Origin of the sequence: Proteiniclasticum aestuarii (genome assembly GCF_017368455.1) — a bacterium.
Taxonomy (GTDB): domain Bacteria; phylum Bacillota; class Clostridia; order Clostridiales; family Clostridiaceae; genus Proteiniclasticum; species Proteiniclasticum aestuarii.
The window spans coordinates 62,625-78,207 of sequence record NZ_JAFNJU010000009.1 but is presented as its reverse complement, the minus strand read 5'-3'; the positions used below and the strand labels follow the sequence as shown (position 1 = coordinate 78,207).

The window sequence follows — 15,583 nt, the reverse complement described above, 5'->3', positions numbered from 1 at the left end:
AAACTTATTGCAAATTTGATTTATCTGCTTAGTTATTTGTGATAGAATAAGTTGATTAACATAAATGGAGGAATACAATGACAAATACAATAAATGATAATACAGAAGAAGTAAAGGGCTGCTGCGGCGGACACGACAATGAAGGCTGCTGCGGTGGCGGACATCACGAAAAGGAAGAGTCCTGCTGCTCCGGCGAGGAGAACAGCTGCAACTGCGGACATGACCACGACGATCACGATCATCACCATCATGACCATGATCATGCACATATGGTGACGTTCGAAAACGAAGACGGAACAACAGAGGAATATCCTATCGTAGACGAATTCGAACTTGATGGTGAGGTTTATGTTCTTGTAATGAATGGGGATGAAACCGTGACTCCTTTAAGAGTTGCCGGTGAAGACGGAGAACTGGTCTTCCTTTCAGAAGAAGAATTCAACACTGTATCCGAGGCATACGAAGCTCTTTCAGAAGCGGACGAGCTGCAGTAAGAGTATTAATACGAAGCGACGAAAACCTTGGGATTTTTCTCAAGGTTTTTTTATAGGAGGAATATGGAAAAATTAGCACTTTTCGATGTGGATTTTACCCTGACGAAAAAAGAAACCCTGATTGCTTTTTACGCATATCTTGTCAAGAAGAAACCTTCCCTTCTGCGCCATCTGCCTAGAGCCATCGGCAGCGGTCTGCTCTATCAGCTGGGCATCAACAAGGAGAAACGGACCAAAGAACTTTTTCTGGCTTTTCTGAAGGATCTGCCCATGGAGACTGTGGACAAGCTCACGGATGATTTCATCGAAGATGAACTGAAACACTTTCTCTATGAGGATGGAATCCGTAAAGTGAAAGAGCTGAAGGACAAAGGATATACCATTGTCCTGACCTCTGCTTCCCCTGAATTCTATATTCTCAAACTGAAAGAGATTTTCGATGCGGATTATGTCATGGGAACGAGATTTCTCGTGAAGAATGGTGCCTTTGCCTCCATCATGGATGGAGAGAACAACAAGGGAGAGGAAAAAGTCAGAAGACTTTTTGAAATATTCGATAAGGAAAAAATTGATTTCAAAGATTCCTACATGTTTTCAGACTCCATGAGTGATGAGCCTCTTCTTGCTTTAGTGGGAAAACCGTACCTGATCAACTATAAAAAGAAAAACCCGAAATATCCGGTTCTTTATTGGAGGTAAATGTGGATAAAATACGTGGAAACTATGTGACAATGGATAACAGACTGGTGAACGCCGGAGATTTAAGCTACACGCTCAGTGATAGGAATGTCTATGAAGTAATCCGAATCATAAACGGTACACCTTTGTTTCTGGAGGATCACCTGGAAAGAATGACGCAGTCCCTGGAGATTCTGAAGCTTGATTTCAGAAAATCAAAGGAAGAAATCAGAAATCTGATCCACCTTCTTGCCAGAAAAAACAGGATAAAAGACGGGAACGTGAAGATTCTCGTCAATGATGGCCCTGCCATCCATTCCTATATGTACTTCATCCCCCACTTCTACCCTGAAAAAGCAAGTTATCTCAATGGAATCAGAACAGGTACCATAGAAATGGAACGGAAGAACCCCAATGCGAAGGTCATCGATCCGAATTATAAGGCAAAAGTGACGGCATTCATAGAAGAAAGCGGCCTATACGAAGCACTGCTGGTGAATACAGATCATGAAATCACGGAAGGATCAAAATCGAATGTATTTTTTGTGCTGAATGAGACCCTTGTGACACCACCGCTGAAAGATGTACTCGGCGGCGTAACAAGAAAAAGAATTCTTGATATCGCCAGGGAGCTGAAGATCAGCATGGCTGAAGAGTCCGTCCAGGTCACGGATCTGTCGGAAGTGGAGGCAGCCTTTATCAGCGGCACATCGCCAAAGATTCTGCCTATTTCATTCATTGATGATGTTCAACTGAACTCTCCAGAGCATGACATAGTGATGAATCTGATATCAGCCTATGATCAGAAAATCGAGGAATACCTTCAGAAGAACAGTTCCTATACAGAAGCTTAATCAAAAGTCCATTTATTATTTTTAAAGAAACCCTATATGCTTCGACAAGTATTAAAGTATAGCTTAATAATTCAGAAGAAAAAAATAAATGGTTCCAAGATAAAACGACGGTATGCTTACCGTCGTTTTTGGTGTTTATTCTTCGATCAACAGTTCCGGTTCAACCAGGTCTTCTTCCAGAAGATCATCTTCGATAAATTCACCGTATTCATTCACAAACGAATCAATTTCATCTTTATGATCGGAAACCACCTTATAAATCAATGCCCCTACTGCCATGGATACCGCGGAAACGGCGAGTATCTTACAAACTTTCATCTGCTTACCTCCTCTGTTTTTCTCTTCTTATTCCACTCTATTATATCACAGCTATGATTTAACTTGAAGTGAATAGTCACTATTTATGCATCCGTCTCAGGTTATTAAGATTTCCTTAATTCAAGTTTTTTCAACGATTTCTTTAAATCTACTTTAAAAGTAAGTGGTACTATTGGATGTGAGGTGAAAGAGATGCATAAGATACTCCTAGCAGGATTTGAGAAAGAAAGCATCATGGCTGAGGTTGCATCATCGGAAAACGATCTGGAATTATTGATTTCCGACTCCCTAATGCAGACCCTTGATCTCATAGAGGAAACTATCCATACCTTGATCATCCATGATGACTATTATAAGAACCATAAAAATGAATTAGATGAAAGTTTAAATAGAAACAACCATACCAAAGTCTATCTCTTCAGTGACCATATCAATGACAGACATCTCAGCAGACTGGAGAACGTGAACTACACGGGATTCACCATGAAATCCCATGAGATCACCAACGAATTTTTAGAGAGTCTAGCTCTGTTCTCCATGGATCTCGATGATGCCTATCAGTATAAAGAGATCACCATTGATTACAGAAACAAACAGGTACTGATGAGAAATGAAGTCCTTACACTTACGCCCATGGAGTATGATCTACTGGTGTATCTTAAACTGCACTCGTGTATGACGCTCTCAAGAAATGAGCTGATACGCGCTGTTTGGGGATACTCTTTTTTAGGTGACTCCAGAACCATTGACACACATATCAAGTCCTTGAGGCGAAAGCTAGGACCTTACCGGTGTCTTGTGAAAACCGTCTGGGGTAAAGGCTATAAGTTCCAGGAATGCTGAATCTGTTCTTCCTAATAACCTTGATTAAGAGGTATGTCTGACATCTCAGGCATACCTCATTCGCATCTTTTATTTTTTTCTGATCCCATAGTGCTTATAGAAGATCATTTTGATGTCAATATAGTCCACATCTATCCCGTCCTTTTTCAGATCCTCTTTGACAGGTCTCAGCTTATCCGTGCCCAGTTTCTGGATGGAATGCAGAATCTGATTTTCCAGATGACTTCTGTAGAGTGCATCAAGATTCACGTCTCTTCCTTTTTCATGTTCTCTTATGAGTCGGTCAACCACTGTGCCCGGGACAATGCCAAGTATGGCTGCCATCTCTTCCACAGATTTCCCTTCTTTATGGAGCCCATAGGTATCCCACTGGTCTGTGGTGTGTTCCGGATCTTTCTGGATCTCTTTCCTGATTTCATCCAGTTTTCCCTGACTGTCTCCGTATTTTCTGATTTCTTCCAGGAAAGCTTCTCCGTACTTCATAGCCTTTGTCTTTCCCACACCTCTTACTTCCATGAATTCTTTCTTTGTCAAGGGAATTCTTCTGGCGATATCCCGGAGTGTCTCATCATGGAAAATGATATAGGGTGCGATTCCCTCCATTCTGGACATTTCACGGCGGACGCTTTTGAGCCTGAGAAGGAGTTCTTCATGGTAATCCTGCTTCTCTTCCCCCTCTTCCCGAAGGACAATGAACTCTACCTGGCCATGAAGAAGCTTACTCCCCTTTTCGGTGATGCTCAGCTTTTCTCCGTCTGCCAGAAGGTGCAGTTCCCTAATAAGAAGGGAAAATAGTTTATCCATATAGTACTTCTTATGATTTTTCAGACTGCCGAACAGCCGATGATTACAATAACCCCGCTTTTCCAGCTCTCTTGATCTTCTGCCAAGAAGAAAATCATAGACAACATATTTGTCCGACGCTTCTCCCAGAATCTTTATGGCGGCGACAACCTTTCTGCCGAGAAGGGACAGGTTGATGTGCCCCTCTTCAATGCAGTTGCTGCAGTTACCGCAGTTTTCTTCCGCTGTTTCCGGAGGCGCTCCCTTGAAGTAATTGAGGACAAAAGAGCGCAGGCAGTGTTTTGTGGTACCGTACTGGTCCATGACAGCAAGCTTTTCCCTTTCGATCTCATATCTCTCCTTTGTCAGGTCTGATATCTGAAGGAGCCTCTTCTGCTTTGCCATGTCACCATATCTGTAGATCAGTATGCTTTCACTGTAGCTCTGATCTCTACCCGCCCTGCCGGCTTCCTGATAGAAAGATTCGATGTTTTTAGGGATGCCAAGATGAATCACATAGCGTACGTTGGACTTGTCGATTCCCATACCGAAGGCGCTGGTGGCTACAACGATATGAATGCGATCAAAGGAGAAATCCTCCTGCACCTTTCTTCTTTCCGCATCTTCCATGCCACCATGATAAAGTCCTGCCTTATATCCTTCCCGTCCGAGAAGATCGCGCACATATTCCGCTTCTTTCTTTCTCTGGCAGTAGATGATGCCCTGCTGACCCTTTCTTTTATTGACCTGACTCAAAAGTTCTTGTTGTTCATTTTCAGGTCGTTTCACACCGAAATAGATGTTCTCGCGATTAAGATTCCCGGTGATGCTGAAAGCCTCTTCAAGATGGAGCAGATCCACAATATCCTTTCTCACGGCTTCTGTTGCAGTAGCCGTAAATGCTGTAATCACAGGTCTCTTCTCAAGAGTCTGAATGAAATCATATATGGTCAGATAGGAAGGTCTGAAATCATGTCCCCAGATACTGATGCAATGGGCCTCATCCACAGCAATCTGGACCAGCCCGATGTCTCTCAGAAGATCGGTGAACCTCTTCAGTCTAAGAGACTCTGGAGACACATAAATCAGTTTGTACTTCCCCTTTCGGATATTCCTCTTCCGCTGATTGGATTCTTCAAGAGAAAGAGAGGAGTTGATGTAGGTCGCGGGAATTCCTCTGTCTTTCAGTGCATCAACCTGATCTTTCATCAGTGAGATCAATGGTGAAATGACCAGTGTAGGACCTTTCATCATCATGGAAGGCACCTGGTAGCATAAGGATTTTCCGTAGCCCGTAGGAAGTATTCCTACGACATCTCTTCCACTCAGGATTTCCTTGATGATTGAAATCTGTTCCTTCTTGAAGGAATTCAGTCCGAAATATTTTTTCAGTATTCTTTGAGGTTCCATTTCTTCACATCCTAACAGCCGTCATACATCTTATTATAGCAAAAGCTGTGCGTTTCCACACAGCTTCTTCCTATTTCAGGATTTTCCTTATAAGTGTTTCTTTCAGGTTTGTGATAGGAGGCTCGTTGATCCTCATATTCAGGTAACTGGAGGATTTCAGCACAGCCTTTTCGTGACTGAATGTATCAAAGGAATACCTTCCATGATATCTGCCGATTCCCGAGTTCCCTACTCCTCCGAAAGTGAGGTAGGGTGAGGAGATATGGAAGAGCACATCATTGATGCATCCTCCTCCAAAGGAGACTCTCTTAAGGGCTTTCTCCGCAAGCACCCGATCTTCAGTGAACACATAGAAAGCCAACGGTTTTCCCAGAGGCTGAATCTCATCCAGCGCCTTGTTGATGTCCTGATAACGGATGATGGGTAAAATCGGACCGAAAATCTCCTCTTCCATGGACCTCAGATTCATATCGCTTTTCACCAGTAAGGTTGGTGCCATATAATTTTCTATGGGGTCCACTTCACCGCCGTGAATCACATACTCCTTGTCTTCCTCCAGAATATCTGTGAGTCTTTTCAGTGCTTTCTTGCTTATGATTCTTGAATAATCTTTGGAAGTTCTGGGGTCCTCTCTATAGAATTTTCGCAGATAGCGCTTCATCTCAACCACAAGCTCCTCCATGACATCTTCATGGGCCAGCACGTAATCCGGTGCGATACAGGTCTGGCCTGCATTGAGGAACTTCCCATAGACGATCTTTCTTGCGGCGTTCTTTATATTCGCCCGTTTCATCACGATGGCCGGACTTTTCCCGCCCAGCTCCAGCGTCACCGGGGTGAGGTTTCTGGAAGCGTTGCCCATGATGATCCGTCCTGTGGATACACTTCCCGTGAAAAAGATATAATCAAAATCGGATGTGGTCAGACTCGTCACTGTATCCTTTCCCCCTTTGACAACCCGGACCATTGCAGAGGGAAAAGCTTCCTTTATGATTTTCTCGATGACCGCTTCCGTATAGACAGCCTGCTCCGAAGGTTTGATTACAGCATTATTTCCTGCTGCAATGGCTCCGATGAGCGGCTCCATGAGCAGCTGGAAAGGATAATTGAATGCGGAGATGATCAGTACTGTTCCATAGGGTTCCTTATACAGATATCCCTGGGACAGGATACTTGCGGTATGTCTTTTCACCATTTTCCTTCTTGAAAATCTCTCCAGGTTTCTGATGAAGTAATCAATGCTCTGATAAAGAAGTCCGATTTCTGTGATATAGGACTCCGCATCGGATTTTCTCAGATCTTTGTAAAGCGCATCCTGCACTTCCGCCTCATATTTTTTTATGGTGGATTTGAGTTTTCTCAGCATCTGCTTTCTGAAATGAAGGTTCATGGTCTTTCTTGTGTGAAAGAACGATTGCATTTCAGAAAGCAGTTCTTCCGCCTCATATTTCGTCAATTCATGATCTCTGCCGTTTTTATTCTCAGTCATAGATTCATTCCTTCTCTCGTTCGTACTTGGATAGGGCTTTTCTTGCGGCCACGTTGATGGAGTCCCATACGCTGTTCAGAGGAGGTATATATCCGAAGTCCATATACGCCAGATCATAGAGGTCGAGCCCGGCATAAACGGCTGTCACAAGTCCCTGTATGCGCAGAGCACTTCCTTCTCGTCCGAAGATCTGTGCCCCGATGATTTTTCCATTCTTTTTCAGATAGGTGAGCTTAATGTAGAGTTCAGTGCCACCGGGATAATAGCCCGATTTATTCCGGGTGCGGACCAGTACACTGTCGTAGTCCAATCCTAAAAACTTCGCTCTCTGGTCTGTTACCCCGGTCATGGCCATTTCGAATTCAAAAGTCTTCATCATGGAGCTTGCCTGAACACCCTTGAAAGGAGGTTCTTTCCCTGCCATGGCAAGACCGATGAGTTTCCCTGTTTTGTTGGCATTGGTGCCCAATGGAAGATAATTGTGCTTCTCTTCGATGTGATTGTAGATCATGGCACAATCACCTCCGGCATAGACATCCTCAATATTGGTTCTGCCATAGAGGTCCGTCAGAATCGCTCCTCGTTCCATCTTGAGGCCTTTTCCTTCAAGGAACTCCGTATTCGGTTTCAGGCCTATGGTTTCAATGACCATATCAGTGGAATACTCTCCTTTGTCCGTGATCACTTTTGAGATGAAGCCCTTTTCGTCTGCCACAGCATCCAGTGCTTTTTCACTGGTATTGATTTTATGCCCTTCCCCACGCAGCTCTTTGAGGAGCAGCTCTGAAAGCTCTGGGTCGTAGATGTTCATGACATCGGGCATGTATTCGATGACCTGTGTATCCACAGCTCTTAGTGTCATGGTTTCCAGCAGTTCAAGGCCTTTATTCCCTCCACCTAGAATGATTGCTCTCTCCGGTGCCCTTTTCTCCATGTATTCTTTTATGGCGTTGGCATGTTTCAGCGTATTTAAAGGGAATACACCTTTCATACCTGTGAAGATGTCCAGATGATTGCTTCTGGCTCCCACAGCAATGACGAGCTTATCATATTTCAGCTCGTATTCATTTTTATTGGAAAGATTCCTGACCTTCACCGATTTATTCTGAAAATCCACATCAATGGCTTCACTGAACAGTCTCAGATCAATTCCATCAGCCAGAACCCTTTTCTTGTCTCTTGCAATAAGCTTCTTCTCTTCCTCTATAAGCCCTTCAATGTAATACGGAAATCCGCAGGCTCCATAGGAGATGTCTTCCCCTTTTTCAAGTACGGTGATTTCCGCACCTGAAACATTTTTCTTTATGCTGTATGCAGCGCTCAATCCAGCTGCAACTGCTCCGATGATTACCACTTTCATTTTCAGAGTCACCCCTTTATCATTTATAAGCTAACTTTTCAATATCTCTTAGTATCTATTTTAACATAGCAGGTCGTAGAATATCTGCAATTTCAGATTGTTCAAACAACCTTCATTTTTCTCCGTTCATACTATTCACTGATTTTCTATTTACTTTTAATGGAATAGTGCTAAAATAGGCTTAGTCAGTATTCCCACGGAAACTGAACTTAATTCAAACCCTTACAAGGTTCCGAATTATATCCCAAAAAGGAATAAGAACGGAGGAAAACTTATGCAAAAACAAAAAAGAAGGACCACTTTCAAAGCCAGACAGCTCACTGTTGTCGGTCTACTGTCCGGTATCTCGATCTTTCTGTCACTGACCCCACTGGGATTCATTCCCATACTGCCCATCAATCCGACCATCATGCATGTGCCCGTCATCATCGGCGCCATCATTGAAGGTCCCATGATCGGTGCATTCATCGGTGGAATCTTCGGACTGTCCAGCATGGTCCGTGCGTTCATGACACCAACCCCGACCAACTTCATCTTCTGGAATCCCATCATCTCCATTGGTGTGCGCATTCTCATTGGTGTGGTTGCAGGGTATGTGTACAGGGCACTGAAAAACAGAAACTACGGGGTTGCCGTATCCGCTGTTGCGGGATCGCTGACCAACACCATTGGTGTTCTTGGTCTTGCCTTCGTGTTCTATCTTTCCAGATATGCAGCAGGATTAGGCATCTCGGAAGCCGCAGCAACCACTTTTATTCTATCCATTGTGGGTACCAATGGCGTGCCGGAGGCGATTATATCTGCGCTCATCACAGTGCCGGTAATAGCCGCCTACAGAAAAATGAAAAAATAGTCATATTGAAAGGAGATGGTTGCCCATCTCCTTTGTTTTATATGTTATTTCAGTAGCCCACTACAGTCTCTTATAGTCCACATGCTCCTCAAGAACTTCCTTGTCGCTGTATAGATAATCTTCATCCAGCACCAGGCTCGGATCTTTTTCCACCGGACGCTCATCCTCTGTCAGGAACAGGACGGAATAATCCAGGCTTAAATCCTTGAAGAACAGGATACCGTGTTTCTTCTCCTTGGTGATCTTCACAAACAGTTTACCCGTATAGGTTTCACCAGGTTTTACCGTTACTCTTCCAAGTGTGGTTCCATCTTCATGTTTTGCCATGATGTGTACAGAACGTTTTGCTAAGTCATATGACTGAAGCTGCATCGGATTAAAGGAATAATCCTCACTGCCTCTGTTATGAAGGGTGACCTTGTACTCAACCAGTTCCTGATTCTCATCCGCATCCGATTTTTCCGGCATGATTTTCGCCTTGGCATTTTCAGCCAGATGTTTCACTTTACCTTTAAGTCCTTCCGCATTTTCTTCCACATCATCAATGAGCTCCTGTGCGCCAAATGGCTCATCCACAAAGTTATCATTCTCCGGCTCAAATGCATCTTCATCATCGAAGGCCATGTCATTCTTCATGAATCCATCGGTTTTTTCTTCCATTTCATCTGCAGCGGATGCAACCTTGCTCTTGAGGTCTTCGAATTTTTTCTTGGCTTCATCGGATTTGTCTCTGATTTCCTCCTGGACCTCTTCCACCACTTCATCCACATCATTCTGCTTTTTGAACCCTTCGAGTTTTTCTTCCGCTTCGCTCTTCAGATCAGCCGCTTTTCGCTTCACATTGGGTGCGATTTCCTGGTCAACCTTAGCCTTTGCAGCTTCCAGCTTATCTTCAGCCAGATCCTTGATTTCTACATATTTATCCTTTGCCTCCATGCTGCCAAGTTTTGTCTGAAGTTTACCCTCTTCGATTTTGGTGCGTAGCTTTTCTCTTACAGCTTCCGTCTTCTCCATAACCGCTTTCTTGAGATCCAGATCTGCTACAGGCTCACCATCCTCATCCGGGTTAAAGGTGAAGTCACTGGATGGATTGGATATATTCACTACAATATCATCAATCACTGCATTGGTTCCGGCCTTGTAGACCTTTTTAGGCGTCACTTTCATGGGTTCCATGAATCCATCTGTTTCAGATTCGATTTCATCCAGACCAAGTTCTGCCCATCTGGTCAGCTTTTCGGAATACTCCTTCTTCAGATTCTCATTTTTGATCTTGTTCTTCTTGTACAGTGCATAGGCTGCTGCAGCTGCCGCAGCGACCGCTACACCTGCAACGATCTTGCCGGTATTCTTCTTTCCGTTTCTGCTGTCCAGCGTATTACTCACTTCTTTGCTGCTGTTTTTCGCAAAGCTCACAGCATCTCCCTTTACGCTGTCTTTCTTCTCAAAGAGCTGCTGCGCACTCTGGCTTCCTTTGTCCATGATGTTCGCCAGGGATTCCTTCAGATCCGAAGTGGCATCTTTCACTTTCGGAATCATATCCTTCGCCATTCCTTCCCCTTTTTTCACTAGTTCTTCGCTCTTTTTTACCATTTTATCCATTTCAAATTTCATAGGATGTTCCCTCCTGTTTATTGTATATTCAGTCTTTAACTCATTATACATTCAATACTTTAAATATTCAGTAATCGATAGAATTGTTAATACACTTTTTACACCACGGTCACGGTTTATCAGTTAAATAGCATGATATAGAGCTTTATATGCATTTTTATGTTTATTTATATCATTCATTCAATACGAAGCAGGTTCCTTGCGTTTCGCATTTTTTTACCATTCCACTGAATTGTTAATAGACTTTTTATTAATTAATCCGGTCTGAGAGATTATCATTTTCATCTTTTTCCATTATAATGGTCCTATAAGTAAACATTGGAGGTGTTTTAATGAAGTACATTCCATACATCCTCCTGGGTATTGTCATTTTAGCTATAGTGTATTTTCTTGCAGTGATTACTCGTTATGTAAACCGCATCTTATACCCGAAAACCAAAACCTATGACATGGCCAAGGAGAAAATCCGAAAGCAGGGATATTTTCCCGAAGAATACATCGACTCCCTAACCTACGAACCACTGAACCTGAAATCTCCCTATGGATACATGATCAATGGCAGGCTCTATCCCAATGGTTCCGACAAGTATGTCATCATCGTCCATGGAATCACCATGAATCTCTACGGAGCACTGAAATATCTGCCTTTCTTCTATAAGAAAGGGTTCAATGTTGTCGTATTCGATCTTAGAAACCATGGAGAAACCGGTGGGGACAATACCACCTATGGCTATTTCGAAAAGTGGGATCTGAAAACCGTAACAGATTACCTGTTCAAAAAATTCGGAGACGGCATCAGTGTGGGCCTTCATGGAGAGTCCATGGGGGGAACCATTTCCATGCTCAACATGGCCATGGACAAGCGAATCCGATATGGCATCATAGACTGCGCATTCTCGGACCTTCCTGAACTTCTGCTATTGAAATTAAGACAGGACACCAGAGTCCACAGCAAAAAGCTCATCAATCTTGTGAACCTCTTCATCAAGATCAGAGCCGGATTCTCCATAGAAGATGTTTCTCCTCTGAAAGAGCTGCCCACCATCAGTCAGCCTATTCTCTTCATTCATGGTGCAAAGGATGACTATGTGCCTGCTGCGATGACGAAAGCCATGTACTCCTTCAAAATGGATAAGAAGTTCATGTATATCGCTGAAGGTGGCGAACATGGAACTTCCATGGCAACCTCTCCTGATGCATACGATGAAAAGGTCACAGATTTTCTGAATGAAGTTTATCCCGATGAACATTTTATAACAGGACATTGATACGATTCCTATACAGGCAGGTCACACGTGACCTGCCTTTCTGCTGTTTTTTTCTGCCTGATAGTCCTTGATGCACAGTACTTCTTCCCCTCTCTCCTGGATTTTAGACCAGAGGATGTCCATTTAGGGTATTCACTTAGAACAATTGTTCTGTTATAATTGCATTATAAAGAATGTATGTTCTAATTTTGTTAAAGAAGTATAGGTGAATTTGAAATGGAAAATATTATTTTTCATGTGGACGTGAACTCCGCTTATCTTTCCTGGAACGCCATCTGGGATCTTCAGCACGGGAAAACCCTTGATCTTCGAACGGTTCCTTCCATTGTGGGAGGTGACCCGGAAAGCCGTCATGGGATTGTCCTCGCAAAATCCATTCCCAGCAAGAAATACGGCATCAAGACCGGAGAGACCCTTTTTTCAGCCCTCATGAAGTGTCCTGAGCTGAAAATCGTTCCACCCAGATACAGCGTATATCTGAAAGCCAGCGATGCCATGGTGGAAATTCTGCGTGAATATTCCCCACTCATAGAGCGCTATTCCATCGATGAATGCTTTATGGATATGAGCCACCTGACAAGGGAAAGCGCCGTAGAGGCCGCTTTATCCCTGAAAAACAGGATTCATGAGGAACTGGGCTTCACTGTCAATGTGGGGATTTCCACAGGAAAGCTTCTGGCAAAGATGGCCTCCGACTTCAGAAAGCCGGATCAGGTTCATACTCTGTATCAGGAGGAGGTTCCGAAGAAAATGTGGCCTCTGCCTGTTCAGGACATGTTTATGGTCGGCTCCCGTACCACGGAAAAACTGAAGAAAATGAACATCACAACCATAGGAGATCTGGCAAAAGCGGACCCCAGGTTTCTTCATGAGAAATTCAAGAAGTATGGATATATGATTTCCTGCTATGCCCGAGGAATAGACTCTTCCACCGTGAAGAATGAAGGCACAGTGGACATGAAAGGAATGGGAAATTCCACGACACTCCCCTTCGATTTCACGGATCGGATTTCCTGTCACAATGTGCTTCTCTCCATAGGAGAAACCCTGGTCCCCAGACTGAGAGAAGCCGGAAAGCTTGTGAAGACCGTATCCATTCATATTCGCAGCAGTGATTTCACTTCTTTCTCCATGCAGAAAACCCTCCCCTTCGCCTCGGATTCCACCAGTCTGCTTATGGCAGCAGCCTGTGAACTGTTTGATGAAATATGGAACGAAGAGCCGGTCAGGCATCTGGGTATCTCTTTCTCCCAGTTGAAGGAGAAGGACATCCAGCAGCTTTCTTTCTTTAAAGACAGTCGGGCTGAGAAAATGAATCGTATGGATCAGGTCATTGATATGGTAAGAAAGAATTTCGGAGATGATTCCCTCATACGAGCCACCTTCATCAATTCTCCAGTCAAAGCATTTTCAGGAGGCGTGGTGGAAAAAGACTACATTTTCATGAACAGTCACTTATGAGGAGGGAAGCGGCATGAAAGTACTGGCCAAGCCCATAGAAATGATAGCCTGGTTTGATTTCAAGGGTCTGATCCACCCGATCCGATTCAGGCTCATCGATGAGGATGGAAAATACAGAACCATTTCCATCAAAAGCATCCAGGCGCGGAAAAAGGAGAAGCTTGCTGGGAATCTGATGCAGGTTTTTCTTTGCAGAGGAATCGTCAACGACAAGGAAGTGCTTTTTGAACTGAAATATGAGAAAGACACGGATCAGTGGACACTGTTCAAAATGTGAGAAGAGAAAACCGGCCCATAAGAAAAGACTGTCATCAAAGTGACAGTCTTTTCAGGTCCGTTCAATATTCTACTGGATATTATCTGACCACAATGGCATGATTTCTTATGTTATAGGAATAAGCAAAACTTGGGATATCAACCCAGTACTCTCTTCTTCCATTCCATGACCATGGATCTGTAATTTTCAGCTTGTTGGCTTCCGAATCATATCCCGTGACCAGAACCGCATGATTGTTTCTCAGAAGAGACTGGATCTGCCCTTCCACATTGTACTTCACATAGATAGGCGCCTCTCTTCTCACGGTAAGATAGACAACCACCGGATTATCCGCAAGGATTTCTTTTTTGATGTCTTCCACCGTACTTCCACTGAAGTTCACGGTTCTTCCAGCGCCATAGGTATTGCTGTAATCTGTCAGTGCCTGAGGATAGATCGTTGTTCTTAAGCTCAGGTCCTGTTTGTAGGGAGATCCAACAAATCCTTTGGCAGGATTGGAGGAATGCTTTGGCATCGCATCCAGAAACTGTCTGTAGGATACATCTCTGGCAAGTCCTTTATACTGAAGTGCCATGAGAACTGCTGTGGCCTCACACCCGACGGGTGCATAGACAGGACTCAGCTGGCTGTGATAAGGGACAGTTATGCTCTTGTAGACACCCTTGACTTCCGTCAGGTAATTTCCGGAAGCCCATCCTGTTTTTCCGTTATAGACGATATTATTCCATTTTCCTTCCGATCCGATGACTTCCACCACTGCTCCCTGAGGAAGAACGAGCATGGATGCAAAGCTTGTGCCTGCACCTGCTCTCATATGAAGGGCGTGGGTGGTCTTCTTCTGGACCGTAGTCGGTGCTGGTGCAGGCTCTGATACAGGAGGTTCCTCAGTTTCAGCTGGAGGTGGTGCAGGAGTGTCTACCACCGGAGGTGCCTCTGGTTCCGACACAGGAGCAGCCTTGATAAGCTTCAGATACTTCCCTGAAGCCCACCCGGTTTTGCCCTGATAAGTCACCTTTTTCCATTCTCCATCCTCAACCAGTGTCACAGATGCGCCCTTAGGCATAACCATGACAGACGCGTAGGTTTTAGCTGGACCAGTTCTCATGTACAGATTTCCAGTGGTCTCATAAACCGCACCACTGGCTGCAGAGTCCGTTGCTGCTGGAGGCGCTTCTGATGGCGGATCCACCGGCTGGCTTACACTGACCTGGGTGAGATATTTCCCGGATGCCCATCCGGTTTTACCGTTATAAGTGATTTTCTTCCATGCACCGCCATCTTCAACGAGTGTCACCGTGGCGCCCTTAGGCATGACAAGTATGGCCCTATTGCTGGTTCCGGCCCCAGTTCTCATATAGAGATTCGCTGTGGTTTTCATGGTGGTTGCAGCAGGTGTGGACGGTGTCACCGGTGCCGGTGCAGGATTTACTGGTGCTGATGGAGCCTCCGCTCCAGGATTCTGAGCAGGATTGATCCAAACGCCTGGCGCATTGACAGCTCTTGATATGTTGATCATTCCGTTATGAATCTTATAAACATAATAATTGCCGGGCTGATAAGTGGTTACGGAATTGATTTTTCTGGCTGCATTGACACTGTCCATATAACCTGGAATTTTATCCGACACAGAATAGGTGCTACCCACATCAGGTAACGGATTGGCAAATACCGTAAAGGATGATGTGCTCATGGTTCCAACCAGAATGGTTGCACTGATTGCTGCAGTCAATTTTTTAGACATGGTTTTTTTCAATTGAATTCCCCCTTTTTCACAATCTATTGCGTGATCGTTTATACATAAACGATTTCATAGGATAATTATATCATAGAAACTCTATACTGTACTATGGAATCAGTGCATTGGCATGTAAAAATTGCTAT

At 44.1% G+C, this 15,583-nt stretch carries 15 protein-coding genes; 8 read left to right on the top strand and 7 right to left on the bottom strand.

All coding sequences use genetic code 11. The features are described 5' to 3' along the window. The first annotated feature begins 77 nt into the window (after positions 1 to 77). The 3 genes from J3A84_RS11840 to J3A84_RS11830 all read left to right on the top strand — a co-directional run bounded on the left by J3A84_RS11840 (position 78) and on the right by J3A84_RS11830 (position 2,026). A complete protein-coding gene (locus J3A84_RS11840) occupies positions 78 to 494 on the top strand; it encodes a DUF1292 domain-containing protein (RefSeq protein WP_207600247.1) in 417 nt (138 codons plus the stop codon). A gap of 63 nt (positions 495 to 557) precedes the next feature. Further along, positions 558 to 1,193 carry an HAD-IB family hydrolase gene (locus J3A84_RS11835; protein WP_207600246.1) on the top strand — a complete coding sequence of 212 codons (636 nt, stop codon included), beginning with the start codon at positions 558 to 560 and terminating at the stop codon, positions 1,191 to 1,193. 2 nt (positions 1,194 to 1,195) lie between these two features. Beyond that, positions 1,196 to 2,026: an aminotransferase class IV gene (locus J3A84_RS11830; protein ID WP_207600245.1), complete on the top strand. Its 831-nt coding sequence runs from the start codon at positions 1,196 to 1,198 to the stop codon at positions 2,024 to 2,026. 135 nt (positions 2,027 to 2,161) lie between these two features. Here J3A84_RS11830 and J3A84_RS11825 read toward each other — a convergent pair whose 3' ends face one another. Next, positions 2,162 to 2,344: a hypothetical protein gene (locus J3A84_RS11825; protein WP_207600244.1), complete on the bottom strand. Its 183-nt coding sequence runs from the start codon at positions 2,342 to 2,344 to the stop codon at positions 2,162 to 2,164. 192 nt (positions 2,345 to 2,536) lie between these two features. Here J3A84_RS11825 and J3A84_RS11820 point away from each other — a divergent pair, with 192 nt between their 5' ends. Then, positions 2,537 to 3,187, top strand: coding sequence for a winged helix-turn-helix domain-containing protein (locus J3A84_RS11820; protein ID WP_207600243.1), 651 nt, complete (start codon positions 2,537 to 2,539; stop codon positions 3,185 to 3,187). A 69-nt stretch (positions 3,188 to 3,256) separates the two neighbouring features. On the opposite strand, the gene J3A84_RS11815 is transcribed toward J3A84_RS11820, so the two are convergent. The 3 genes from J3A84_RS11815 to J3A84_RS11805 all read right to left on the bottom strand — a co-directional run bounded on the left by J3A84_RS11815 (position 3,257) and on the right by J3A84_RS11805 (position 8,229). After that, positions 3,257 to 5,380, bottom strand: a complete 2,124-nt coding sequence (locus tag J3A84_RS11815; protein WP_207600242.1) for a RecQ family ATP-dependent DNA helicase — start codon at positions 5,378 to 5,380, stop codon at positions 3,257 to 3,259. 70 nt (positions 5,381 to 5,450) lie between these two features. After that, positions 5,451 to 6,869 carry an aldehyde dehydrogenase family protein gene (locus tag J3A84_RS11810; protein ID WP_207600241.1) on the bottom strand — a complete coding sequence of 473 codons (1,419 nt, stop codon included), beginning with the start codon at positions 6,867 to 6,869 and terminating at the stop codon, positions 5,451 to 5,453. Between the two features lie 4 nt (positions 6,870 to 6,873). After that, positions 6,874 to 8,229, bottom strand: coding sequence for an FAD-dependent oxidoreductase (locus tag J3A84_RS11805; RefSeq protein WP_207600240.1), 1,356 nt, complete (start codon positions 8,227 to 8,229; stop codon positions 6,874 to 6,876). A gap of 274 nt (positions 8,230 to 8,503) precedes the next feature. Here J3A84_RS11805 and J3A84_RS11800 point away from each other — a divergent pair, with 274 nt between their 5' ends. Then, entirely contained in the window at positions 8,504 to 9,082 is a 579-nt protein-coding gene (locus J3A84_RS11800) for an ECF transporter S component (RefSeq protein ID WP_207600239.1), read from the top strand. 60 nt (positions 9,083 to 9,142) lie between these two features. On the opposite strand, the gene J3A84_RS11795 is transcribed toward J3A84_RS11800, so the two are convergent. Both J3A84_RS11795 and J3A84_RS15525 read right to left on the bottom strand, forming a co-directional pair. Further along, positions 9,143 to 10,696 (bottom strand): DUF4352 domain-containing protein, encoded by a 1,554-nt coding sequence (locus J3A84_RS11795; RefSeq protein ID WP_207600238.1) that lies wholly within the window; start codon positions 10,694 to 10,696, stop codon positions 9,143 to 9,145. 422 nt (positions 10,697 to 11,118) lie between these two features. Further along, positions 11,119 to 11,178, bottom strand: a complete 60-nt coding sequence (locus J3A84_RS15525; protein ID WP_483434095.1) for a hypothetical protein — start codon at positions 11,176 to 11,178, stop codon at positions 11,119 to 11,121. A 66-nt stretch (positions 11,179 to 11,244) separates the two neighbouring features. On the opposite strand from J3A84_RS15525, the gene J3A84_RS11790 reads away from it, so the two are divergent. The 3 genes from J3A84_RS11790 (at position 11,245) to J3A84_RS11780 (ending at position 13,702) form a co-directional block, all read left to right on the top strand. Continuing rightward, the gene (locus tag J3A84_RS11790) at positions 11,245 to 11,964 is read left to right on the top strand and encodes an alpha/beta hydrolase (protein ID WP_483434094.1); all 720 of its coding nucleotides are present in this window, start codon (positions 11,245 to 11,247) and stop codon (positions 11,962 to 11,964) included. 216 nt (positions 11,965 to 12,180) lie between these two features. Next, positions 12,181 to 13,425: a DNA polymerase Y family protein gene (locus J3A84_RS11785; protein ID WP_207600236.1), complete on the top strand. Its 1,245-nt coding sequence runs from the start codon at positions 12,181 to 12,183 to the stop codon at positions 13,423 to 13,425. 13 nt (positions 13,426 to 13,438) lie between these two features. After that, positions 13,439 to 13,702 (top strand): hypothetical protein, encoded by a 264-nt coding sequence (locus tag J3A84_RS11780; RefSeq protein WP_207600235.1) that lies wholly within the window; start codon positions 13,439 to 13,441, stop codon positions 13,700 to 13,702. A gap of 79 nt (positions 13,703 to 13,781) precedes the next feature. Here J3A84_RS11780 and J3A84_RS11775 read toward each other — a convergent pair whose 3' ends face one another. After that, complete coding sequence (locus J3A84_RS11775; RefSeq protein WP_207600234.1) at positions 13,782 to 15,455, bottom strand: SH3 domain-containing protein; 1,674 nt, start codon at positions 15,453 to 15,455, stop codon at positions 13,782 to 13,784. Between the last annotated feature and the right edge of the window lie 128 nt (positions 15,456 to 15,583).

Bases quoted from the DNA above. Each gene is read 5' to 3' on its own strand.
- J3A84_RS11840 (WP_207600247.1), top strand. From the start codon at position 78: ATGACAAATACAATAAATGATAATACAGAAGAAGTAAAGGGCTGCTGC.
- J3A84_RS11835 (WP_207600246.1), top strand. From the start codon at position 558: ATGGAAAAATTAGCACTTTTCGATGTGGATTTTACCCTGACGAAAAAA.
- J3A84_RS11825 (WP_207600244.1), bottom strand. From the start codon at position 2,344: ATGAAAGTTTGTAAGATACTCGCCGTTTCCGCGGTATCCATGGCAGTA.
- J3A84_RS11820 (WP_207600243.1), top strand. From the start codon at position 2,537: ATGCATAAGATACTCCTAGCAGGATTTGAGAAAGAAAGCATCATGGCT.
- J3A84_RS11815 (WP_207600242.1), bottom strand. From the start codon at position 5,380: ATGGAACCTCAAAGAATACTGAAAAAATATTTCGGACTGAATTCCTTC.
- J3A84_RS11810 (WP_207600241.1), bottom strand. From the start codon at position 6,869: ATGACTGAGAATAAAAACGGCAGAGATCATGAATTGACGAAATATGAG.
- J3A84_RS11805 (WP_207600240.1), bottom strand. From the start codon at position 8,229: ATGAAAGTGGTAATCATCGGAGCAGTTGCAGCTGGATTGAGCGCTGCA.
- J3A84_RS11800 (WP_207600239.1), top strand. From the start codon at position 8,504: ATGCAAAAACAAAAAAGAAGGACCACTTTCAAAGCCAGACAGCTCACT.
- J3A84_RS11795 (WP_207600238.1), bottom strand. From the start codon at position 10,696: ATGAAATTTGAAATGGATAAAATGGTAAAAAAGAGCGAAGAACTAGTG.
- J3A84_RS11790 (WP_483434094.1), top strand. From the start codon at position 11,245: ATGATCAATGGCAGGCTCTATCCCAATGGTTCCGACAAGTATGTCATC.
- J3A84_RS11785 (WP_207600236.1), top strand. From the start codon at position 12,181: ATGGAAAATATTATTTTTCATGTGGACGTGAACTCCGCTTATCTTTCC.
- J3A84_RS11780 (WP_207600235.1), top strand. From the start codon at position 13,439: ATGAAAGTACTGGCCAAGCCCATAGAAATGATAGCCTGGTTTGATTTC.